12 protein-coding genes are annotated in these 17,860 nt (G+C 65.8%); 7 read left to right on the forward strand and 5 right to left on the reverse strand.

The genetic code is table 11. The annotated features are described in order from the left end of the window. Positions 1-159: 159 nt before the first annotated feature. The gene (locus JOF56_RS46880; RefSeq protein WP_209645967.1) at positions 160-1,524 is read right to left on the reverse strand and encodes an RNA polymerase sigma factor; all 1,365 of its coding nucleotides are present in this window, start codon (positions 1,522-1,524) and stop codon (positions 160-162) included. A 214-nt stretch (positions 1,525-1,738) separates the two neighbouring features. Between JOF56_RS46880 and JOF56_RS46885 the strand changes: the two genes are divergently transcribed. The 4 genes from JOF56_RS46885 (at position 1,739) to JOF56_RS46900 (ending at position 7,396) form a co-directional block, all read left to right on the forward strand. Beyond that, positions 1,739-2,029, forward strand: a complete 291-nt coding sequence (locus JOF56_RS46885; RefSeq protein ID WP_209645968.1) for a family 1 glycosylhydrolase — start codon at positions 1,739-1,741, stop codon at positions 2,027-2,029. Beyond that, positions 1,942-2,244, forward strand: a complete 303-nt coding sequence (locus tag JOF56_RS46890; protein ID WP_209645969.1) for a glycoside hydrolase family 1 protein — start codon at positions 1,942-1,944, stop codon at positions 2,242-2,244. Before JOF56_RS46885 ends, JOF56_RS46890 begins: the two co-directional genes overlap by 88 nt. A 176-nt stretch (positions 2,245-2,420) precedes the next feature. Next, positions 2,421-6,815, forward strand: a complete 4,395-nt coding sequence (locus tag JOF56_RS46895) for an RHS repeat-associated core domain-containing protein (protein WP_209645970.1) — start codon at positions 2,421-2,423, stop codon at positions 6,813-6,815. Continuing rightward, a complete protein-coding gene (locus JOF56_RS46900) occupies positions 6,800-7,396 on the forward strand; it encodes a hypothetical protein (RefSeq protein WP_209645971.1) in 597 nt (198 codons plus the stop codon). The genes JOF56_RS46895 and JOF56_RS46900 overlap by 16 nt, the downstream gene beginning before the upstream one ends. 630 nt (positions 7,397-8,026) lie before the next feature. On the opposite strand, the gene JOF56_RS46905 is transcribed toward JOF56_RS46900, so the two are convergent. After that, positions 8,027-8,953: a hypothetical protein gene (locus tag JOF56_RS46905; protein WP_209645972.1), complete on the reverse strand. Its 927-nt coding sequence runs from the start codon at positions 8,951-8,953 to the stop codon at positions 8,027-8,029. Between the two features lie 332 nt (positions 8,954-9,285). Here JOF56_RS46905 and JOF56_RS46910 point away from each other — a divergent pair, with 332 nt between their 5' ends. Beyond that, positions 9,286-10,065: a transposase family protein gene (locus JOF56_RS46910; protein ID WP_209642021.1), complete on the forward strand. Its 780-nt coding sequence runs from the start codon at positions 9,286-9,288 to the stop codon at positions 10,063-10,065. Between the two features lie 85 nt (positions 10,066-10,150). On the opposite strand, the gene JOF56_RS46915 is transcribed toward JOF56_RS46910, so the two are convergent. From JOF56_RS46915 to JOF56_RS46925, 3 genes are all read right to left on the reverse strand, one after another. Beyond that, positions 10,151-10,858 (reverse strand): hypothetical protein, encoded by a 708-nt coding sequence (locus tag JOF56_RS46915; protein ID WP_209645973.1) that lies wholly within the window; start codon positions 10,856-10,858, stop codon positions 10,151-10,153. Between the two features lie 95 nt (positions 10,859-10,953). After that, on the reverse strand, positions 10,954-13,992 hold the full coding sequence (locus JOF56_RS46920) for an ATP-binding protein (protein WP_209645974.1): 3,039 nt from the start codon (positions 13,990-13,992) through the stop codon (positions 10,954-10,956). A 784-nt stretch (positions 13,993-14,776) separates the two neighbouring features. Then, positions 14,777-14,935: a hypothetical protein gene (locus JOF56_RS46925; protein WP_209645975.1), complete on the reverse strand. Its 159-nt coding sequence runs from the start codon at positions 14,933-14,935 to the stop codon at positions 14,777-14,779. Positions 14,936-15,044: 109 nt separating this feature from the next. On the opposite strand from JOF56_RS46925, the gene JOF56_RS61145 reads away from it, so the two are divergent. Further along, positions 15,045-15,518 (forward strand): hypothetical protein, encoded by a 474-nt coding sequence (locus JOF56_RS61145; RefSeq protein WP_209645976.1) that lies wholly within the window; start codon positions 15,045-15,047, stop codon positions 15,516-15,518. A 1,366-nt stretch (positions 15,519-16,884) separates the two neighbouring features. Continuing rightward, positions 16,885-17,637, forward strand: coding sequence for an AfsR/SARP family transcriptional regulator (locus JOF56_RS46935; protein ID WP_209645977.1), 753 nt, complete (start codon positions 16,885-16,887; stop codon positions 17,635-17,637). Positions 17,638-17,860: the final 223 nt, after the last annotated feature.

Raw genomic sequence — 17,860 nt, forward strand, 5'->3', positions numbered from 1 at the left:
CGTTTTTCCTATCACGCCTATAAAGACTCTCGATCAAGAGTCCCGGAGAGCGTTTTCCGACAGGTTCCCACTGCTGTGTCATTCTCGAACACTTGTGGGTGATCTTGGCTCCAGGTCGTGGGGTGGCTGCGGACCGCGCCACCGCAGCCGCCCCACCTTTCATCGGCCGCAAGGGTCGAGGATCACTATTCCGATGTAGCGCTCGGCTATCCGGCCGCCCTTGTCCACTGCCACCACGGCGATCCTGACAGGACCGCCCTTTGTGGACCGATACGGGCCGACCGTGCCGGTCCAGGTGGATCCGCCGGTGTTGCGCATTTCGGTGGTGTTGGTCTTGTTGTTGAGCTGCGTAGCCAGTCTGACCAGGTAGATGCCGTCCGATGAGGTGATGCCCACTCGGATGGCGGAGGTTTTCGGTCCGGCGCAACCGGTTGGGGTGATCGTGCGGTTCCCGATCGCGTCGGGGCCGACGGTGATCGTCAGGGGTGTGTCCGTGCGGACGGCGGGTGATGAGGCGGCTGGGTGCGCGGGTGCGTTGCTGGGCGGGCGTGTGCTTGGCAGGGTCACCGGGGTCGGTTTCGGTGGGGCCACACTGGTTTGGGCTTGTGCCACCACAGTGGCCGTGGGGAATGCGGTCGTCGAGGCGACCACAGTGGCCGTGGGGAATGTGGTCGCCGAGGCTGCGACTGGCGGTGGGGCGGCTTGCTCGGCGGGGAGGTCGGTGGTGAACGGGCTTGTCTTGACCACGGCGATGGTGAGGCATGCCGCGGCTCCGACGCCGACGACGATGAGGCCTTTCTTGATCGCCACCAACTTCGCGCCGCTGGGGACGGTGAGCACGCCGGGGAGTGAGTAGAACGTCTCGTAGATCCGGCGTTTCTCCCGGGTGCGCCGGTCGGTACAGACCTGGCAGGTCTCGATGTGCGCCTCGATCTTCTTCGCCAGCGCGCGGGATGGTTCCTCGTGTGCGAGGCGCGCGATGCAGTCGCATGTCGGCGCGGCGGTGAAGCGGGCGGCGATGGCCGCATCGGTGAGGATCTTGGACATCTGCGCGTCGGTCGCGTGCAGGCTGGATTGTTTGATCTCCAGCGCGGCGGCCGCCTCGTCTTCGGAGATCCGTCCCGCGCCCTCGGCGATCCGGGTCTGCAGCCGTTTGTACTGCTTCGCGGTGAGGAAGGGCCTCATCTGCTCGGCGAGCTGCTGTGCGGCCAGCAGGGTGAGCCGTTCCTCCGCCTCGTCCGGGGAGGCCTGCGCGGGGACCATGTCTTCGGGCAAAGGTGTGGTCTCGAGCCGCTTGAGCTTGCGTTTCAGCAGCTCATACGCGGCGTTTCTGGCGACACGGGTGAGGTAGGCCGAGGGCTTCTCGACGCTCTTGCCCTGCAGGTAGCGGGTGGCCCGCTCGAAGACCTCCTGGGTGGCGTCCTCGGCGTCTTGGTCGTTGTCTAGGATCTGCCGGCACGTCTTGAACACCAGCGCGCGGTGAGTGACGCACAGCAAAGCCAGACTCTCGGACTCGGTTGTCACGACTCATAAGACAGTTGGGCAGGGGGTTAGGAGCATAGAAACCGGCAAGTCTTGCCCATTCGTGTCACGAACCACCCAGTCGAGTGAAATACCGTCACAACCCGTTCGCCTGAAGCCCATGTTTTCTGTGGGGTGTGGCGGCATCCGGGTTCCAGCCGGAGGGTCGGATCCGGACAGTAACTGGCGTCGGCACTCCCAGAACTACCAGGACTCGGTGGATTTCTTTCACCGGTACCCCGAGGACATCGCGCTGGCCGCTGACTTCGGTGTTCAGGTCTTCCGGCTGTGCGTGGAGTGGGCGCGAGTACAGCCTGAGCCCGGGTCGTGGGACTTCCAGTTCTATGACGACGTCCTCGCGCGCGTCCGGGCCGCCGGGACGCGGCCGATGATCACGCTCGACCACTGGGTGTACCCGGCGTGGACCGGTTGCTGGGGCAACGCCGGGATGCACCCCGGTGGCTGGCCGACGCCGAGCAGGTCGTGCGGCGGTATGCCGGTGACGTGACCATGTGGATCACGTTCAACGAGGCGACTGTCTACATGGCACAGGAGATGCGCCTCGGGTCGTTCCACCCGATGATGCCGTTGCGCTTGGCGCAAGCACACAAACGTGTATACAACGTGATCCACACCATCGACCCGGACGCCATGGTGTCAAGCAATGTCGCCTGCATCCCCTGTACCGCTCGAAAAGTCATCGCTGCACGTCAAGCCGCGTAACGGTACTCGTTGATCAGTCCATTGAGGACGCCGGTGCGCGCTGGGACCAGTTCGACTTGCCATAGGGCTGTTCGGGCTAATCCATTACGGATGACGGTCGTATTCGTGCGTGGTGCGGAACTGATTGGGGCGCAGGCCCGTCGGACGCATCGAGTCCGAACCGCCTGGGGGACGTTATGCCCGAAGGTAATCCGCTTGTTGCGAGCGCGCAGAGCGATACGACCGCTGTCACGGGAATTGGGATCGCCGAGTCGTCGATGGACCTGGCGAACGGAATCAGCAGTGGTGACTGGGTCGCGGCTGGTCTTGGTGCGGTCGGCGTCGGTCTTGAGGTCTTATCGATGGTTATTGATCCGATCGGGACTGTCGCGTCGTATGGCGTGTCGTGGCTGATCGAGCATGTGCGGCCGTTGAAGGAGGCGCTGGACTGGTTCGCGGGCGACCCGCCGGTGATCCGGTCGTTCAGCGAGACCTGGGGAAACGTCGCTGCTGAGGTCGGCAGGATCGCGGCGGACTACGGCAACGAGGTCAAGACCGGCACGGCAGCCTGGACGGGGCAGGCTGCGGATACGTACCGCGGCAAGGCGACTGAGACCGCGGACGCGATCGCCGGCGCGGGTGCGTTGGCCGACGGGATCTCCGCCGGTGTGATGATCATGGGTGAGGTTGTCGCCGCGGTCCGCGAGCTCGTGCGTGACCTGGTCGCGGAGATCGTCGGCAAGCTGATCACGTGGGCACTGGAGGCGGTGGCCACCCTCGGGCTGGGAACGCCGGTGATCGTCGCTCAGGCCACCACCGCGATCTCGAAGGTCATCGCCAAGATCAGCGACCTGGTCCGCAAACTCGTCAAGACGATCGGCAACGTCACGCCACGCATCCGCAAGGTCATCGACAAACTCGACGAGATCATCGCGAAACTCGGCAAGCTCGGCCGCAAGGGCGACGCACCCGGCAGTACCAGCCCCAGCTCCACGAAAGCACCTGGCGCCCAAGCGGATGGCCCGTCATCGCCCGGCACCGACACATCAGGCACTGGCACCGGTACCGACGAACCCGGCAGCGTCGGCGGAAACGACACACGCCCCGGGAGGAACGGCGCATCCGGCGACGACGTCAGGAGCAACACGTCACCGGAGACCTCACGCGAGGCCAACGGCCGTCGTTGCGAGAACGACCCGATCGACGTGGCCAGCGGGGAGATGGTGCTCAGTCAGTTCGACCTGCGCCTTCCCGGCGCACTGCCACTGGTGCTGGCCAGGACCCACATCTCGTCCTACCGGGTGGGCCGCGGCTTCGGCCGGTCCTGGGCGTCCACACTGGACCAGCGGATCGAGGCAGTCGACAGCGGCCTGTACTTCGCGGCCGCCGACGGGATGCTGCTGGCTTATCCCCTGCCCACGGGCGAATCACCGGTCCTGCCGGAGCACGGACCGCGCTGGCCGCTCACCGTGACCGCTTCGGGATACACGATCACCAATCCGGTCCTCGGCCAGTCCTTGCATTTCGCGCCGGGCAACGAGAGCACAGTGCTGGCGCTCCGGGCGATGACCGACCGCAACGGCAACCGGATCGACTTCGACTACGCCCCGGACGGCACGTTCACCGGCATCCGGCATTCCGGGGGCTACCACCTCAGGGCCGAGACCAGCGAAGGTCTGATCACGGCCTTGCACCTTGGCGCCGTGCGTGTGGTCGGTTATCGCTACGACGAGGCCCGACGCCTGACAGAGGTGATCAATTCGTCGGGACGTGGCATGCGCTACGAGTACGACAGCGAAGGACGGATCACCCGTTGGCAGGACCGTACCGGTCGCTGGTTCCACTACGTCTACGACGAGCGCGGCCGATGTGTGCGGACCGGTGGCCCGGACGGGTATCTCGCCGGAACGTTCGAGTACGGCGACCGCGTCACGACCTACACGGACTCCCTCGGCCACCGGAAAGTGTTCCACCTCAACGAGGACGGCCAGGTCGTCCGAGAAGTGGACGCTCTGGGCAATGTCACAGTGTCCGAATGGAACAGCCACGACAGTCTGCTGTCCCATACGGACCCTCTCGGCCGTACGGTTCGTTACAGCTACGACGCCGACGGCAACCTGATCGGGGTGACGCGCCCCGACGGTACGGCGATCACCGTCTCTTACAACGTTTTGCAGCTCCCCGTGCGGACTGTGTACCCAGACGGAGCGACGTGGCATCAAGAGTACGACGAGCGCGGCAATCTGACTGCCGTGACGGACCCGACGGGCGCGGTCACACAGTATGGCTATGACGCACAAGGACATCTGATCGCTGTCACCGATCCAGTCGGCAGCACCCGGCGTATCCAGACGAACGCCGCGGGCTTGCCGATCGCCGTGACCGACGCTATGAGCGCACGCACGGTGTTCACCCGAGACGTTTTCGGCCGCGTAGCCGCGATGACCGACCCGATAGGCGGCGTCACCCACTTCAGCTGGACTGTCGAGGGCAGGCTGGCGTCGCGCACCCTGCCGGACGGATCGACTGAACGCTGGCGATACGACAGCCAGGGGAACATGACCGAGCACGTCGACGCCGCCGGAAACCAGGAGCGGTTCGAGACGACGCATTTCGGCAGGCTGGCGGCCCGCACGGACGCAGGCGGAGGGCGGACGGAGTACACGTACGACACCGAGTTGCGCCTGGTGGCAGTGACCAATCCGCACGGGCAGGTGTGGCGCTACGACTACGACCCGGCCGGAAACCTGCTGCGGGAAAAGGACTTCAACGGCCGTGAGATGAGATACGGCTACGACGCGGCCGGGCAGCTGGTCGAATTCGTCAACGGCGTCGGTGACGTTGTGCGCTATCGACATGATCCACTCGGCAACGTGGTGCGGCGGGAAGTCGGCAGTGACATAAGCGACGTCGCGACGTTCGCCTATGACTCGGTGGGCCGGATGGTGCGGGCGACGAACCGGGACGCGGATCTCGTTCTGACACGTGACCCGCTGGGCCGGATCACGGCTGAGACAACCGACGGCCGCACGCTCACCTCGGCCTATGACGCGTTGGGCAGGCGTGTACACCGCCGTACACCGAGCGGCGTGGAATGCACATGGGAATTCGACGGCAACCATAAACCGTCCGCGCTGCACACAGCCGGTGAGACGCTTCGGTTCGGCCGCGACGCCGCGGGCCGCGAGATCGAACGAATCGTGGGCGATACGGTCCTTTCCCAGATCTGGGACGGAAACCACCGCCTGCGGTCCCAGTCGTTGGCGGGCTCTGTGCCGGACGCCCAGCTCATCCAGCGGCGGTCATACAGCTATGGACAGTCCGGGCATCTGGTGGCGGTCGTCGACCAACTGTCCGGCGCACGGCAGTTCGATCTCGACCCAGCTGGCCGGATCACGGCCGTGCACGGGCGTGACTGGACCGAGCAGTACGCCTACGACTCGCTCGGCAACATCGCGTATGCGGCCTCGGCAGGCGCTTCGGCTGCGGGCGAACGTGAGTATGCGGGCACGCTGATCCAACGCGCCGGAGAGACCCGCTATACACACGACGCGCAAGGCCGTATCGTCCAACGGCGGCAGCGAGACCGCACGTGGCGCTACGACTGGGATCCGCACGACCAACTGTCCACTGTGGTTACTCCGGACGGCGAGCAGTGGCGGTACAGCTACGACGCGCTCGGCCGCAGGATCGGCAAGCGGAGGCTGGACGCTGACGGGTCGGTGGCCGAGCGCGTCGATTTTACCTGGGACGGCCGGGTTCTCGCCGAACAGGCGCACGACGGCCGGACCACCACCTGGGATTGGGAACCTGGCACGTTCCGCGCGGTGAGCCAGCAGGAGTCCATCGACGCGCAGTTCTACGCGATCGTTACCGACATGGTCGGCACGCCCACCGAACTGGTGACGCCGGACGGAACCGTCGCGTGGCAGGGCCGCACGACCTTGTGGGGCGTCGACCTGGACGAGGCCGAGAGCCCAGCTGACTGCCCGTTGCGGTTCCCTGGCCAGTACCGCGACCAGGAATCCGGGCTGAACTACAACTACCACCGTTACTACGATCCGTTGTCCGGCCGGTATGCCAGCCCGGACCCGCTCGGGCTGGCAGCCGGTCCGAACCCGCACGCCTACGTGTCGAACGCGATGCACTGGATCGACCCGCTCGGCCTGTCGGAGACCACGGTCTTCTACCGCGGCATGACGTGGGGCGCGCTCCAGGAGGTCGTCGCCAACCAGGCGCTGGACGCTGACCGGATCCGCGCCAACCAGGCCGCCATGCCGCCGGCGAACGGCCCGGGCGCCTACCTGACGCAGCAGGAGGACACCGCGCGGTACTACGCCGACCTGGCCGGCGGCAACGGCCGCGGCATGGGGCCCGGCGTGCTGCGGGTCGAGGTGCCGAGCAACCAGTTCGACGAGTTCGCCAGGCGACACGGCATCGAAGTGGAGACTCCGGTGCCGCAGCCACCCACCCCCGGTCAGACCGAGACCAGGATCCCGATGGAGAATTTCGACGAGTTCGACCGGATGGCGACCTACTCCGACCAAGACGACCAACCCGACCAGGATGCGACACCGTGCCCATCGAGCTGATCGAAATGCCGCCCGACCTGCCGGTGATCGACGAGTCCCGGTTTCCCGACCGCGACTCGTCGCTCGTGCCCGAGCACCTGGAGCACTACCTCTCGCTGTTCGAGCCGTCACCGGCCATCGGAATCCGGGCCGAACCCGGCGGCCCTGTCGTAACCAGGGGCCACAAGTACCTGCTGGCCGCACGGAACCTGGGCCGTCCCCGAATCAGAGCGGTGATCCAGCCGGGATCCGACTCCGCCGCGACAGCCGAACTGCTGCGGCGGCCCGAAATCACCCGGCTGGACTGGACCGAGATCGATGCCGCCGAACGTGCGCAGCCGATCGCCGACCAATGGCACGTTTACTACTTCGAGCGCCCGCTCACCGAGCCCGAGCAACGCGCCTTCGAGGACCTCGTCATCGGTTTCCTGCTCCAGGCCGGCAACCAGGTCCGCGAAATCAGCCACACCGGCAACCGCACACAGTTCCTGGCAGCAGTCCCGGCAGGCGACGAAAGCTGGTTCGGCCCCTACCGCGCCGCGACTCAGCGATTCAGCACCGAAATCGTGCCGGTGGTCTCGTTCCAGGGCCGCCGATTCTGATCACGTGCCCACTGCCTGCCTGGCCGCGGAGGCCTTGCGCTTGCCGAAAACCGCATCCGTGCTGGTCAAAGGTGCGATTCAGCCCGACCGACAGAGCGTTACTCGCCGCACTCCTGCATCGACTACCACGCCAGAGCTTGCGCAGGCTCCGACTGCCGGCACGCCCGGACACCATCCTGCGCTGGCACCGCGACATACTCCCGCCAACGCCACGCCAAGGCATCCCGACCAAAACGCCCCGGTCGGCCACGCACCATCCGATCCATCCGAATCCTGGTCCTACGCCTCGCGAAGGAGAACCCCAACTGGGGCTACCGTCGCATCCACGGCGAACTCCGCGTCCTCGGCATCAAAATCGCCGCATCCACCGTCTGGCAAATCCTCACCGACACCGGCATCACCCCCGCACCCCAACGCGCGTCCAGCACCTGGGCACAGTTCCTCCGCTCCCACGGCGAACTCCTCGTCCTGGGCTTGAACGTCGAGTGCTACCGGTCCGCATGAACAGCACGGACGGAGTTTTCGGCAACCCACAAGGCCGTCGTTAGGGAATAGAGGAAGGACAGTTGATCGACGGGATCCGGTGGTGCATCCGTGCCGGTGCGACGTGCCACCGCACTACGGATCTGGTCAGGGGGTGATTCTGGCCGCGACGATGGGGTGCTTGTCCACCGGGACGATCTGGTGGCTGGTCACGCTCCACCGGTACCCGGCGAATGTGCGCTCCTTGTTGTTGGCGTAGAAGACCATATGGCCGTACCCGGCGCCGGTTTCTTCTGTGCTCGCGGTGATCCGCGTGTCCCGGTAAGCACCACTTTGGCCGACGCGGCCGTGCGCGGCCTTGGTGGTGTCGATGATCTCCACCACGTACGCCGTGGCGTCGTCAAGGGCTGGGCCGGTCTGTTCACGGCCGGTGACTCTGCGTACCAGCATGACGTGGCCGGTGAAGTCTTGTGACTCCGGATACTTGATCGCAATGAGGTCGCCCGGCCGGAGATCGGTGACTTTCGTGACCCTCCTGAAGTGTGGTATCGGCTTTTTGTTCGCGATCGCGTCGTGGTAATCGCGCGCGAACGGGCTGTAGTTGCCGAAATGAGTATGGAAAAAGCTGAGGGTGGCCCAGTGTGAGTACGTGTGCTTCAGCGTTTCGGTGACGAACGAGGCGCACTGCGAGACGTTTTTGTAGGTGTCGGGCCGACCGGGCTGTCCCCATCGCACGATGGTCTCCTCCTGCCCCTGCCGGTACCGGTTGTACTTTCTCTCCTGGGGCCAGCCGATGGCGTTGAGATGGTCGATCAACTCCTCGGCAGCCCGTTGGTGCGGGACCCGCTGGCCGGTCGCGCCGCGGCGGCTCCCATCACCCGCGCTGGCGCATAACCCTTCTGCGTCCATTCGCGAGCAGATATCCGGTAACGAGACGACAGACCGCTGATGGCCGGTCACGCTGGTGTAGGCGTGCGCAGGCGGATTGGCGGCGCCAGCCGCTGGGGCCGTAATAATAGTCGACGGGGAACCCAGACTCAGCATCGCGGCGAGCACGACGGAGACCTTTTTCATTGTTCCTCCAAACTTGGGAACCAACCGACGATTCGATGTAGCTGAGGACAGAACCCGGGCCCCTCAGCGGGGTGATTTCCCAGCCCACGCTGAGATTGCCCGAACTGATTTCACTGCTTGATATCTGGGATTGGAGTTCAGCCTGCACTGCGGCGCGAAAGAAGACGTCCGCGACACTGAGCGCTTTTCATCCTGGTGTGGATATGTTGGTGGGTAAGGGATCCGAGGTGACAAGGTGATGTTCATCGGCGTGTCGTTACCGCGGACGTGACGAAGCCCTTGGTAGGACAGCAATCGACCAAGATCCATGTCCGTACAACCAAGGGCTTCAGATGCTGTTTTACCGTGCCGCGCTGCCGTTGTCACGTCAGACCCTGACCTTCGTGTCCGATCTCATCCGCGCTCACCGCCGAGAGCTGGGCTCGGCGTGGCGCAAGCTCAACCCAGGCCAGCAGGCGCTGTCGGTGCTGGTGTATCTGCGTAAGGGTGAACCGTTCGCGCAGGTCGGCGCCGGGTTCGACATCTCCACCGCGACCTGCTGGCGGTATGTCAACGAAACCGTCGAGTTGCTGGCTGCTCGGGCGCCCAAGCTCCGGGCGGCGTTGCGGAAGGCCAAACGCGAGAAGATGGCGTACGTGATCATCGACGGCACGCTGATCCCGATCGACCGGATCGCCGTCGACCGGCCGTTCTACTCCGGCAAGCACAAGCGCCATGGGGTGAACTTGCAGGTGATCGCGTCTCCGGATGGGACGATCCTGTGGGTGTCCGGCGAGTTGCCGGGCAGCACGCACGACACCGCGGCCGCCCGGATCTGGAACATCCTCGCCGCGCTGCGCGATGCGGGGCTGATCGCGTTGGGTGACAAGGGCTACCACGGCTACGACGAGACCAGCCAACAGGTGATCACCCCGTACAAGGGCAAGAACAAACCCGAGTCGCAGAAGGATGCCAACCGCGCTCACGCTCGGCTGCGCGGCCCCGGCGAACGCGCCAACGCCCAGCTCAAGTACTGGCGCATCCTGCACAAAGTCCGTGTCAGCCCGCATCGCATCGGCCGACTCGCCAAGGCCATCCACGTCCTACAGAACTACGAGGTCACCGCAGGATGAAAAAGGCTCACTGCCTACATGGCAGGTTGCAATTACCCGCCAATGAGTGCTGCGCAACGCCATGGTGGCGTTGCGCAGCTGAAGGTCAGCAGGGCTTCCCGGGCACCGCCGTATCGGATTGGCTGGCCGGCCTGGGACCGACGGCGTCGGCGACATTCTTGAGTGCTGCGCGCAGGCTGGTTGTGGTGTTGTGCGGGAACATCTCTTGCAGCGCGTACCAGTAGAAGCCGCCGCCCAAACCGTGGTCGGTGGCCAGCGCCGCGTGGGTGTACTGATCGACCAGGTAGGCGCGAGTTGCGTCGATGCTGGCGTTGTCCGTACGGGTGCTGCCGAGCGGCCACACGCGGTTCATGTCCTTACACCATTTGTGCACCAGGTCGTCCACTGATGGAGGTTGGTGCGGGTCGTGTCCGCACCAGTAGCCCAGTTCGCCGATGCCCACCTTCACTAGTTTCTTGAGCTTTTTGGACAGTTCGGACACTCGCTTGTCCAGGGTGGACATGACTCGATCGATGGAGATGCTCAGCGGGGCGTTGTCGGTAAAGATCGACAGCAGCACGACGTCGACGTTGGCCAGCAGGTCGTGTTTGACGCCGTCACCGTCTGTCCACTGGAGATTGCCGGAGTCGGGGCCGATCCGGTTGAACGGCGAGTTCGCGGTGGACGGTCCCCGAGCGCCGAATTCCCAGAACAGCGTCAGGGCGACCGGTGTGGTTGGGCTGTCCTGCTTGACCGCCCGTGCGGCCGCGCCGGCCTTGATGTGGATACGGTCACGCGGACCCCAGGGAGCCATTTGCCTGGGCCCCACCGGGGCCGACGTGAAGCGCACATCCCTAGCGCGCGCCTCACGCCGTCTTCCCTCCCGGCCGGTCGTGCCTGCCGAGGAGTTCAGCGTGCCTGCCGGCACGAATGAGAGACATCCGGGACACTGCCCACATCGCCACCGACCATGGCAAGCGCGCTGGCGACGCCGGTTCGGGATGTGACGCCGAGCTTGGCGGTGATGTGCTCGACATGGTGGTCGATGGTCCGGGGACTCAGATACAGCTTCGCGGCGATTTGCCGACTGGTCATCCCCGTGACCAGCAACTCGGCCACCTCCCTCTCCCGGGAGGTCAGCGCGGCAGGTCCGATGGCATCGCGAGGGTTGCGTTGTCCGGTAACGCCGCGCGGCACCCGGCGCCCCAGCCTGCGCAGTTCGCGGCTGGCCCGCTCCTGCAGTCCGCTGGCGCCGCAGTGGGCAAATAGGGCACGAGCCTGTTCCAGGTCCTCCAGGGCGCGGGGCCGTTCGCCGGCGGCGGCTGTCGCGGTGCCGGCCACCAGCCAGGCTCGGCCCGCGTCGAGGGGATTGCCGCTCTTGGTGAACTCCGCGGCGGCCGTCCGGGCCGTTGTACTGGCGTGTGCCGGGTCGCTGGAGGCGTACAGCACTCTGGCACGGGCAAGTCGCGCGAACGCCCTGCGGCCCGGCAGCGCCACCAGGCTGGTGGCCGCTGCTTCGGCGCGCGTGGCCCATTGTTCGCCCTCCGCCGCGCGGTCCAGGGCCAGGGCGGCTGTGGTGAGGAACTCGAACCAGGCCGGCCGGCGAGCCGGATCGACCGTCGATAGCTCCGGGTCGCTACCGGCGATGTCCAGAATGGACGAACATTCATCGGGATCGCCGGTCATCAGGTGGGCGTGTGCGAGAAGCTTGGCCGTCCACAGTGACAGCCAGTCGGCAGGCGGTCCGGCGAGACGGCACGCTTGCTGTCCCAACCGCAGCGCCTGATCGGGTTCCCTGGTCAACGCCGCCACTCGGCACCGCATGGCGAGCGCGAACGCGTGCAACCACTGGCTGCGCACCAGCAATGCGGCCTCTTCCGCGTCAGCGAAGCAGTCTTCAGCCTGTGTCAGCAGCCCTTGCCACAACAACACGCTGCCACGACTGACCAGCAGAGTGGTCAGCAGATAGTTCTGACCGGTGGCGCGGGCCAGCGCGAGGCCGCGTTCGAGATGCCGCCCTGCCGCGTCATAGCGTTCCAGATCGTGCTCGGCCCAACCGAGCCACGCCACGCTGTCCAGCCGCTGCGCCAACTCGCCGTCGGTCAGCCCGTCGACCAGCAGGGCCGCATGGTCACAGTGCTTGAGCGCAGCTGGAATGTCGGCGGCGAGATAGTCGGCGTAGGCCGCGAAACTGGCTGCGGTCGCCCGCGCGGCGCGATCCTCATGACGGTTGGCAAGCATGTGAGCGGTGCCCGCCCAGGTGCGGGCACCGGCGACGTCGCCACGCCGGAGGCTGGCCTCAGCCAGGCCGAGCTGCAGCGCCGTCGCGCCGCCGTCCTCCAGCTGAGGCAGTCCTCGCAGTTCCGTCAGCAGCAGAGCACTTGCCTCGGCGTGCCGGCCCAGCAGATGTTCGAGCGCGGCGCAGAACGAGACCGCCCGCACCCGCCGATCCGCCGCCGTGCGGGGCAGGAGCCTCAACACCTCATGCAGGACGTCCCTGGCCTGCCACAACTGGCCGCTGATCCCGAGGAACGTCGCCATGTCCGTGAGCAACTCCAGGCGGCGTACGTCGCCCTCGCCCTCATCGGGCAGCAACCTCAGTGCCACGGACAACCAATGCGCGGCATCGGCCGGTGCCCGGCCGGCCACCGCCTTGGCGGCGGCGACCAGCACCGCGATCGCCTTGTCATTCCCGGAAAGCGCCGCATGCTCGACATGGGGCGCACACCGCACCACCGAAGCCGCCCGCTCCTCCAGTGCGTTCCACGCCCTGGCATGAGCCCGTACCAGCCAGCCAGCGCCAGCGTCCTCGTACGCGGCGGCGCGTACTATCGGGTGGCGGTAGGAAAAACGGCCAGGGCCCGCCGGGTGGACGAGATCACGGGCGACCAGTTCGTCCAGAGCCAGGTCGGCCCCCTGACGACTCAGTCCCGCGACCGCGGCCACGAGATCAGGCTCGAAGGGATCACCAGCAACAGCGGACGCGTGCGCGACCAAGCGGACCCGCTCGGGCAACATCGCCAGTTCGGCTTGCAGACTCGCGCGAACAACGGCAGGAACATCATCGAGCGACAACACCGCGCTTCGCGATTGGGCAGTCAGCAAAGCACCCGACCGCGACTCCGCCACCGCCGACGTAGGTAACTGCACCTCGGGAACACGGGCCAGCGCTTCCAAGTAGAACGGGTTGCCACCGCTGGCTTGGTGCAGGACCCGGCACCGTACCCGGTCGACATCGGGACCAAGGAATTCGGCGACTTCGTCCAGGCTGAGCGGACCGAGCTCGATCCGGCGAACCATCCCTTCCCGCATGGCCTGGGTGAGCACGGCAGCGAGCCGACCAGGTCGCTGACCGGGACGGTAGGCAAGTACCAGCACGACGGGCACGCGAGGTGGGTGGCGGAGCAGATACCCCAGCAGCTCGAACGAGGCGACATCTCCCCAATGCAGATCGTCCAGGGTAAGCACCAACCCCAAGGGAGACGCCAGGCGCCCCAGCAGAGCACATATCGCCAGGTGCAACCGGTAACGCTCGACGCCGAGGGCCAAGCGTTCGTGTGTGGCCTCCGCAGAGTCCCGTGGCACTAAGATCCCCGGAAACACCATCGCGAGCTCACCCACCAGTTCAGTCCCGAGCCCGGCGAGATCATGCGGGTCGAGCGAGGCGACATGATCACCCATCGCATCAAGAAAGACCCCGAACGAGTTGTGACGTTCCAGCTCCGTGGCATGACCGGCCAACACCATCCAGCCCTGACGACACGCCCCAGCGCGCATCTCACCCAACAGCCGGGACTTGCCGATGCCCGGCTCGCCCACGACCTCAATCACTCGGGTCACCTCGTCGCGCGGACGATCGAGGAGCACCTGCTCGAGCAACTCCTTCTCCCGCACGCGCCCCACCAGACGACGGGCACCGTCTCCCAGTCCTACGTCACCGCCCCGCATTCCTTCTCCATTCCGAGCCTCCGGAAAGCCCGACCCTTCCTTTCGCTGCCTACGATGACCAGTCAATTTCGGGGTGGCCGGACGCGACGTGATCGCGGCGATCTCACTGCTTTCGGAACCCAATCCTGGCTGGGCAAAGATCACTCCGGGACGACCGGCGGCTACCACGACTCGCCTCCCATCCCACAGCCAGCGCGTTTGCACACTTACGCCTTTCACCACCAATGAGACACCACCTGGTTATGGAGGGGTTGCCGTACGGCCGCGGGTCCTGTACCCCGATCGCAGGCGGTTGTTGGTCCAGTGATTGACAGAACAACTCGGACCACCGTCCCGGGCTTCCGTCGACAACGGACTACTCTCACAACGGAACACGGCAGTGTTTGCCACCCGACGACCCGGAACTAGCCGACATCTTCTAGGTCGCACCGACGGTATTCGTGGATGCTCACCCTAGGCGCTACAGTCCTAACCAGACCGTATTGCGACGACCATGTGAATCCGCCGAGGCTTGGATACTGCTCTTATGACGTATCTGGTCGGGTGGGTCGACAATGTGATGGGCTCGCTGCGCGGAGAACCTCGCTTGGCGTCGAACCAATTGACCTTGGTGCTGGCAACCGACGTCGTCTGGTTCGTTGTGGTTCAAAACGACACTTCGCTCTGCGATTCTCGCCATCCCCTGATCGGGCGCCCCTGTTTGGAAACTCTGCTGTCCACAGGCTCCCATGAGCATCGTTTCTCGGCCCCGGAGAGAGGGAGAGCGGCACGGCACAGTCGCCAGTCACAGCGAACGCTCGGCCCGCTCGGCCTTCTGCTGGGCCCATGTGGCCAGTCTGCGCCATCGTCGGCTGGAGCGGAGCTCGCGAGCCATCCGGTGGTGGTGGGCGAACTGTTCCGCCTCGCGCATTTGGGTTCTGGCCAGAACTTCGTAGAGCAACATCTCGTTGGTCCCTTTCCGGGCTGGATCTAACGGGTGACGGCGTGGTGAGTGGCGCGATGGTCATGCGGCAGCCTCCCGGTCGCGAACGGTGGTGGTGTTCCGGGTGGCAATGGCCTCTGTCGAGGCGGCCTGCTTGCCCGGATGGCTTCTCGGCGGCGTGCCGCAGGGTGTTTCCGCGTCGCACTCGACGATCTCGCTGCCCCAGGCCCTCGGGCAGCGCACCGATGCGGTGGGGCGGGTCGAAGGCGCCTGTCCGGGAGTGGTGCGCCGGCCAGTTCGTGTTTGCCAGCGTCGCGAGTACGGCGTGGCCCGGGGCGGTGAGTTCGGCAGGAACGCGCTGACCCACATCCGCTGCGCACGTGGCATGCACGAGGCCGGCGTGCGCGAGGTGGTGGGCGGCGCTCTGGTCGCAGCAGGCCAGGCCGTCGATGAACAGATCGGGTTCGCAACTGCCGGTGATCTCGCCGCGACCCGCGGCGATAGCCTGGAGCATGGCAAATTGGCGTCGGGAGAGGCTCAAGCCTGCTGGTGCGGTCGTGAACACTGGTCGTGCTCCTTGTGTAATAAGGAAACGCGGAAGTGAGTCGTCGACTCGTTGTGTCAGCCAGTGCACCGACAGTCGACTGCAATGGGGCTGCAGAGCGGCTGCGGGGTCGCGCAACCCGACATCAACGAGGAGCTGCCAGCCATGCCTTGGTCGCGCGAACCCCAGAGTGCCGCTGGGAAGGTCCGCCGGTGCGCCGTCGAGGCGGCGGGGATGTGTGGTGACAACGTGTGCGTTGCCGTCCAAGAGAGCGGGCAGTGCCGCAGGGCGGAATGCAGGTTCTCGATGGCGTATTGCTGGTCCGTTGAGGGCTCGTCGCTGTGGTCAGGCAGCGCGGTCAGCAAGAGGTTGATGAGCTCGCCCGCACATCCAGTTGGTGCAGGATCTCCCCACGTTGCCTTGACCTGTTCGCTGGCATCCAGCGACCGCCACAGCCACGGCATGCCCCCGGTGGAGGCGCGCCGCGACGGCATCGTGGTGGGCGATATCCAGCCCACCCAGTAGCTGCTGGCATTCGGCTTCGTTTCTTCGGTCGCTGTTGCTCCGGAACACAGCTGCGGCGTTCCGGAGCACCTGGGACGCCAGTGACGGCGGGCGGAAGCTGGCACACCGGGAACGCCGCGCGTGCCAGGCCGGTGTTTGCCCCTGCTCAGTCGTCCCGGGCCCGGCCGGTGCCTGAACGACCTCTGTGCGGACACCGCCCGCCGTGTCCGGGACGACCGCGTCAAGAGCCGGGTCGGCTCGCAGGATCTGTTCATGCAGGTGCCCCAGCGACACCGGCAGGGGCCAGCGCGGCGGTGAGCTGCCCGCACCCGCAGCGATGCTGGTGTAAGCGGTGCTCGGTGACCGTAGCCAACGCCGGGGGCGATATGGGTGACCTGGCGGCGCACTACGCCCGCCGGCACCGCCGCCTCCAGCCCGCTGCCGCAGCCCTGGCAGCACTCGGGCAGGTGGCGATGATGATCTCGTCTGGATCGTCGACCAGTTCCAGCAAAAACCCTTGCGCCCTCGGCTGTTTCCCGGCTTGCGACCAGTCTTGCCGCGCAGCGACCGGAGGCAGCAGCGTCTGCTCGGGTCCATCAGAAGGCGGGCGGGCAATCAGCGTTCGCTGACCACCTCCGTACAGCTCCACCAAGCCGTGCGGTCTGGTGGCCTCCACCGACCCCAATACGCGGATATCAACGCCTCCGGCATCGCGAAATTGTGTCATTGGCCAAATGGCGCCTTTGGAGGTGGCTTCACGGCATCTTGCTTCGCTATTAGTCGAATCGAGTTTCAGTTCGTCTGGTTCTAGGCCTTCAGATATTATGGAGATCTCCGGAATAGCTGTACTGCCGGATAAGGCTAGCCGTACGGGGACGTGATGTCAGCGAATATTGATATTCGGTTGTTGGGGCCGCTGGAGATGGCCGCGGCGCGTGGTCTGGTGGTGCTGCACGGGTCTGTTCAACGCACCCTGGTGGCTCGGTTGGGGGTCCGGCCTGGTGAGACGGTGTCACGGGAGGCTCTGGTCGACGCCTTGTGGGGGGAGTTGCCTCCGCCGACGGCCACCAAGACGCTGCATAGCCATCTTGCGCGTTTGCGGCATCAGTTGCAGGACGCGAGCTTGGCGGGGTTGATCGCCGCCCAGGGGCCTGGTTATGTGCTGCTCGCCCCGGCCGAGGCGGCCGACGTGGTTCGTTTCGAGACGATGGTCGATCAGAGTCGGGAGGCGCTGGCAGAGGGAGCGACGGAAACCGCGGTGAAGTTGCTGCGCCAGGCGTTGGGGCTGTGGCGGAGGGACCCGTTGGTCGAGTGCCGACCGGGCGAGTGGGTGCGCGCCGAAGCGGCCCACCTGACCGAGACCAGACTGGCCGCCACTGAAGACTTGATCAGTGCCCGGCTGAGAGTGGGTGAGCATCTCCCCCTCGTTGGTGAGTTGGAGCCGTTGGTGATCCGGTATCCGTTCCGGGAACGGTTGTGGGAACTGCTCATGCTGGCGCTGTACCGGTCGGGCCGCCAAGCTGACGCGCTCGCGGCCTTTCAGCGCGCCCGGACCGCGTTGGTCGACGAATTAGGGATCGAACCGGGGCGTGAGTTGCGTCGGCTGGAAGCGGCAGTACTGGCGGCCGATCCCTGTACCGCTCGAAAAGTCATCGCTGCACGTCAAGCGGCATAACTGTGCTCGTTCGTGAGACCCTGAGGATGCGGGGACCGAACAGTCTTCAAACCCTGGCGCGGGCCTCGGACCCGCGGTGATCTGGTTGCGCAGGACGGCGTAGTGGTGACAGTGCGCGAGCAGTGCTTGCGGCGCGCCGCCATGTTCCCGTTCGTCGGCGGCGTCACCAACGAAGACCGATACGTGGTTTGACCAGCCGCGATGACTTTTCGAGCGGTACAGG

Source organism: Kibdelosporangium banguiense, assembly GCF_017876405.1.
Classification (GTDB): Bacteria; Actinomycetota; Actinomycetes; order Mycobacteriales; family Pseudonocardiaceae; genus Kibdelosporangium; species Kibdelosporangium banguiense.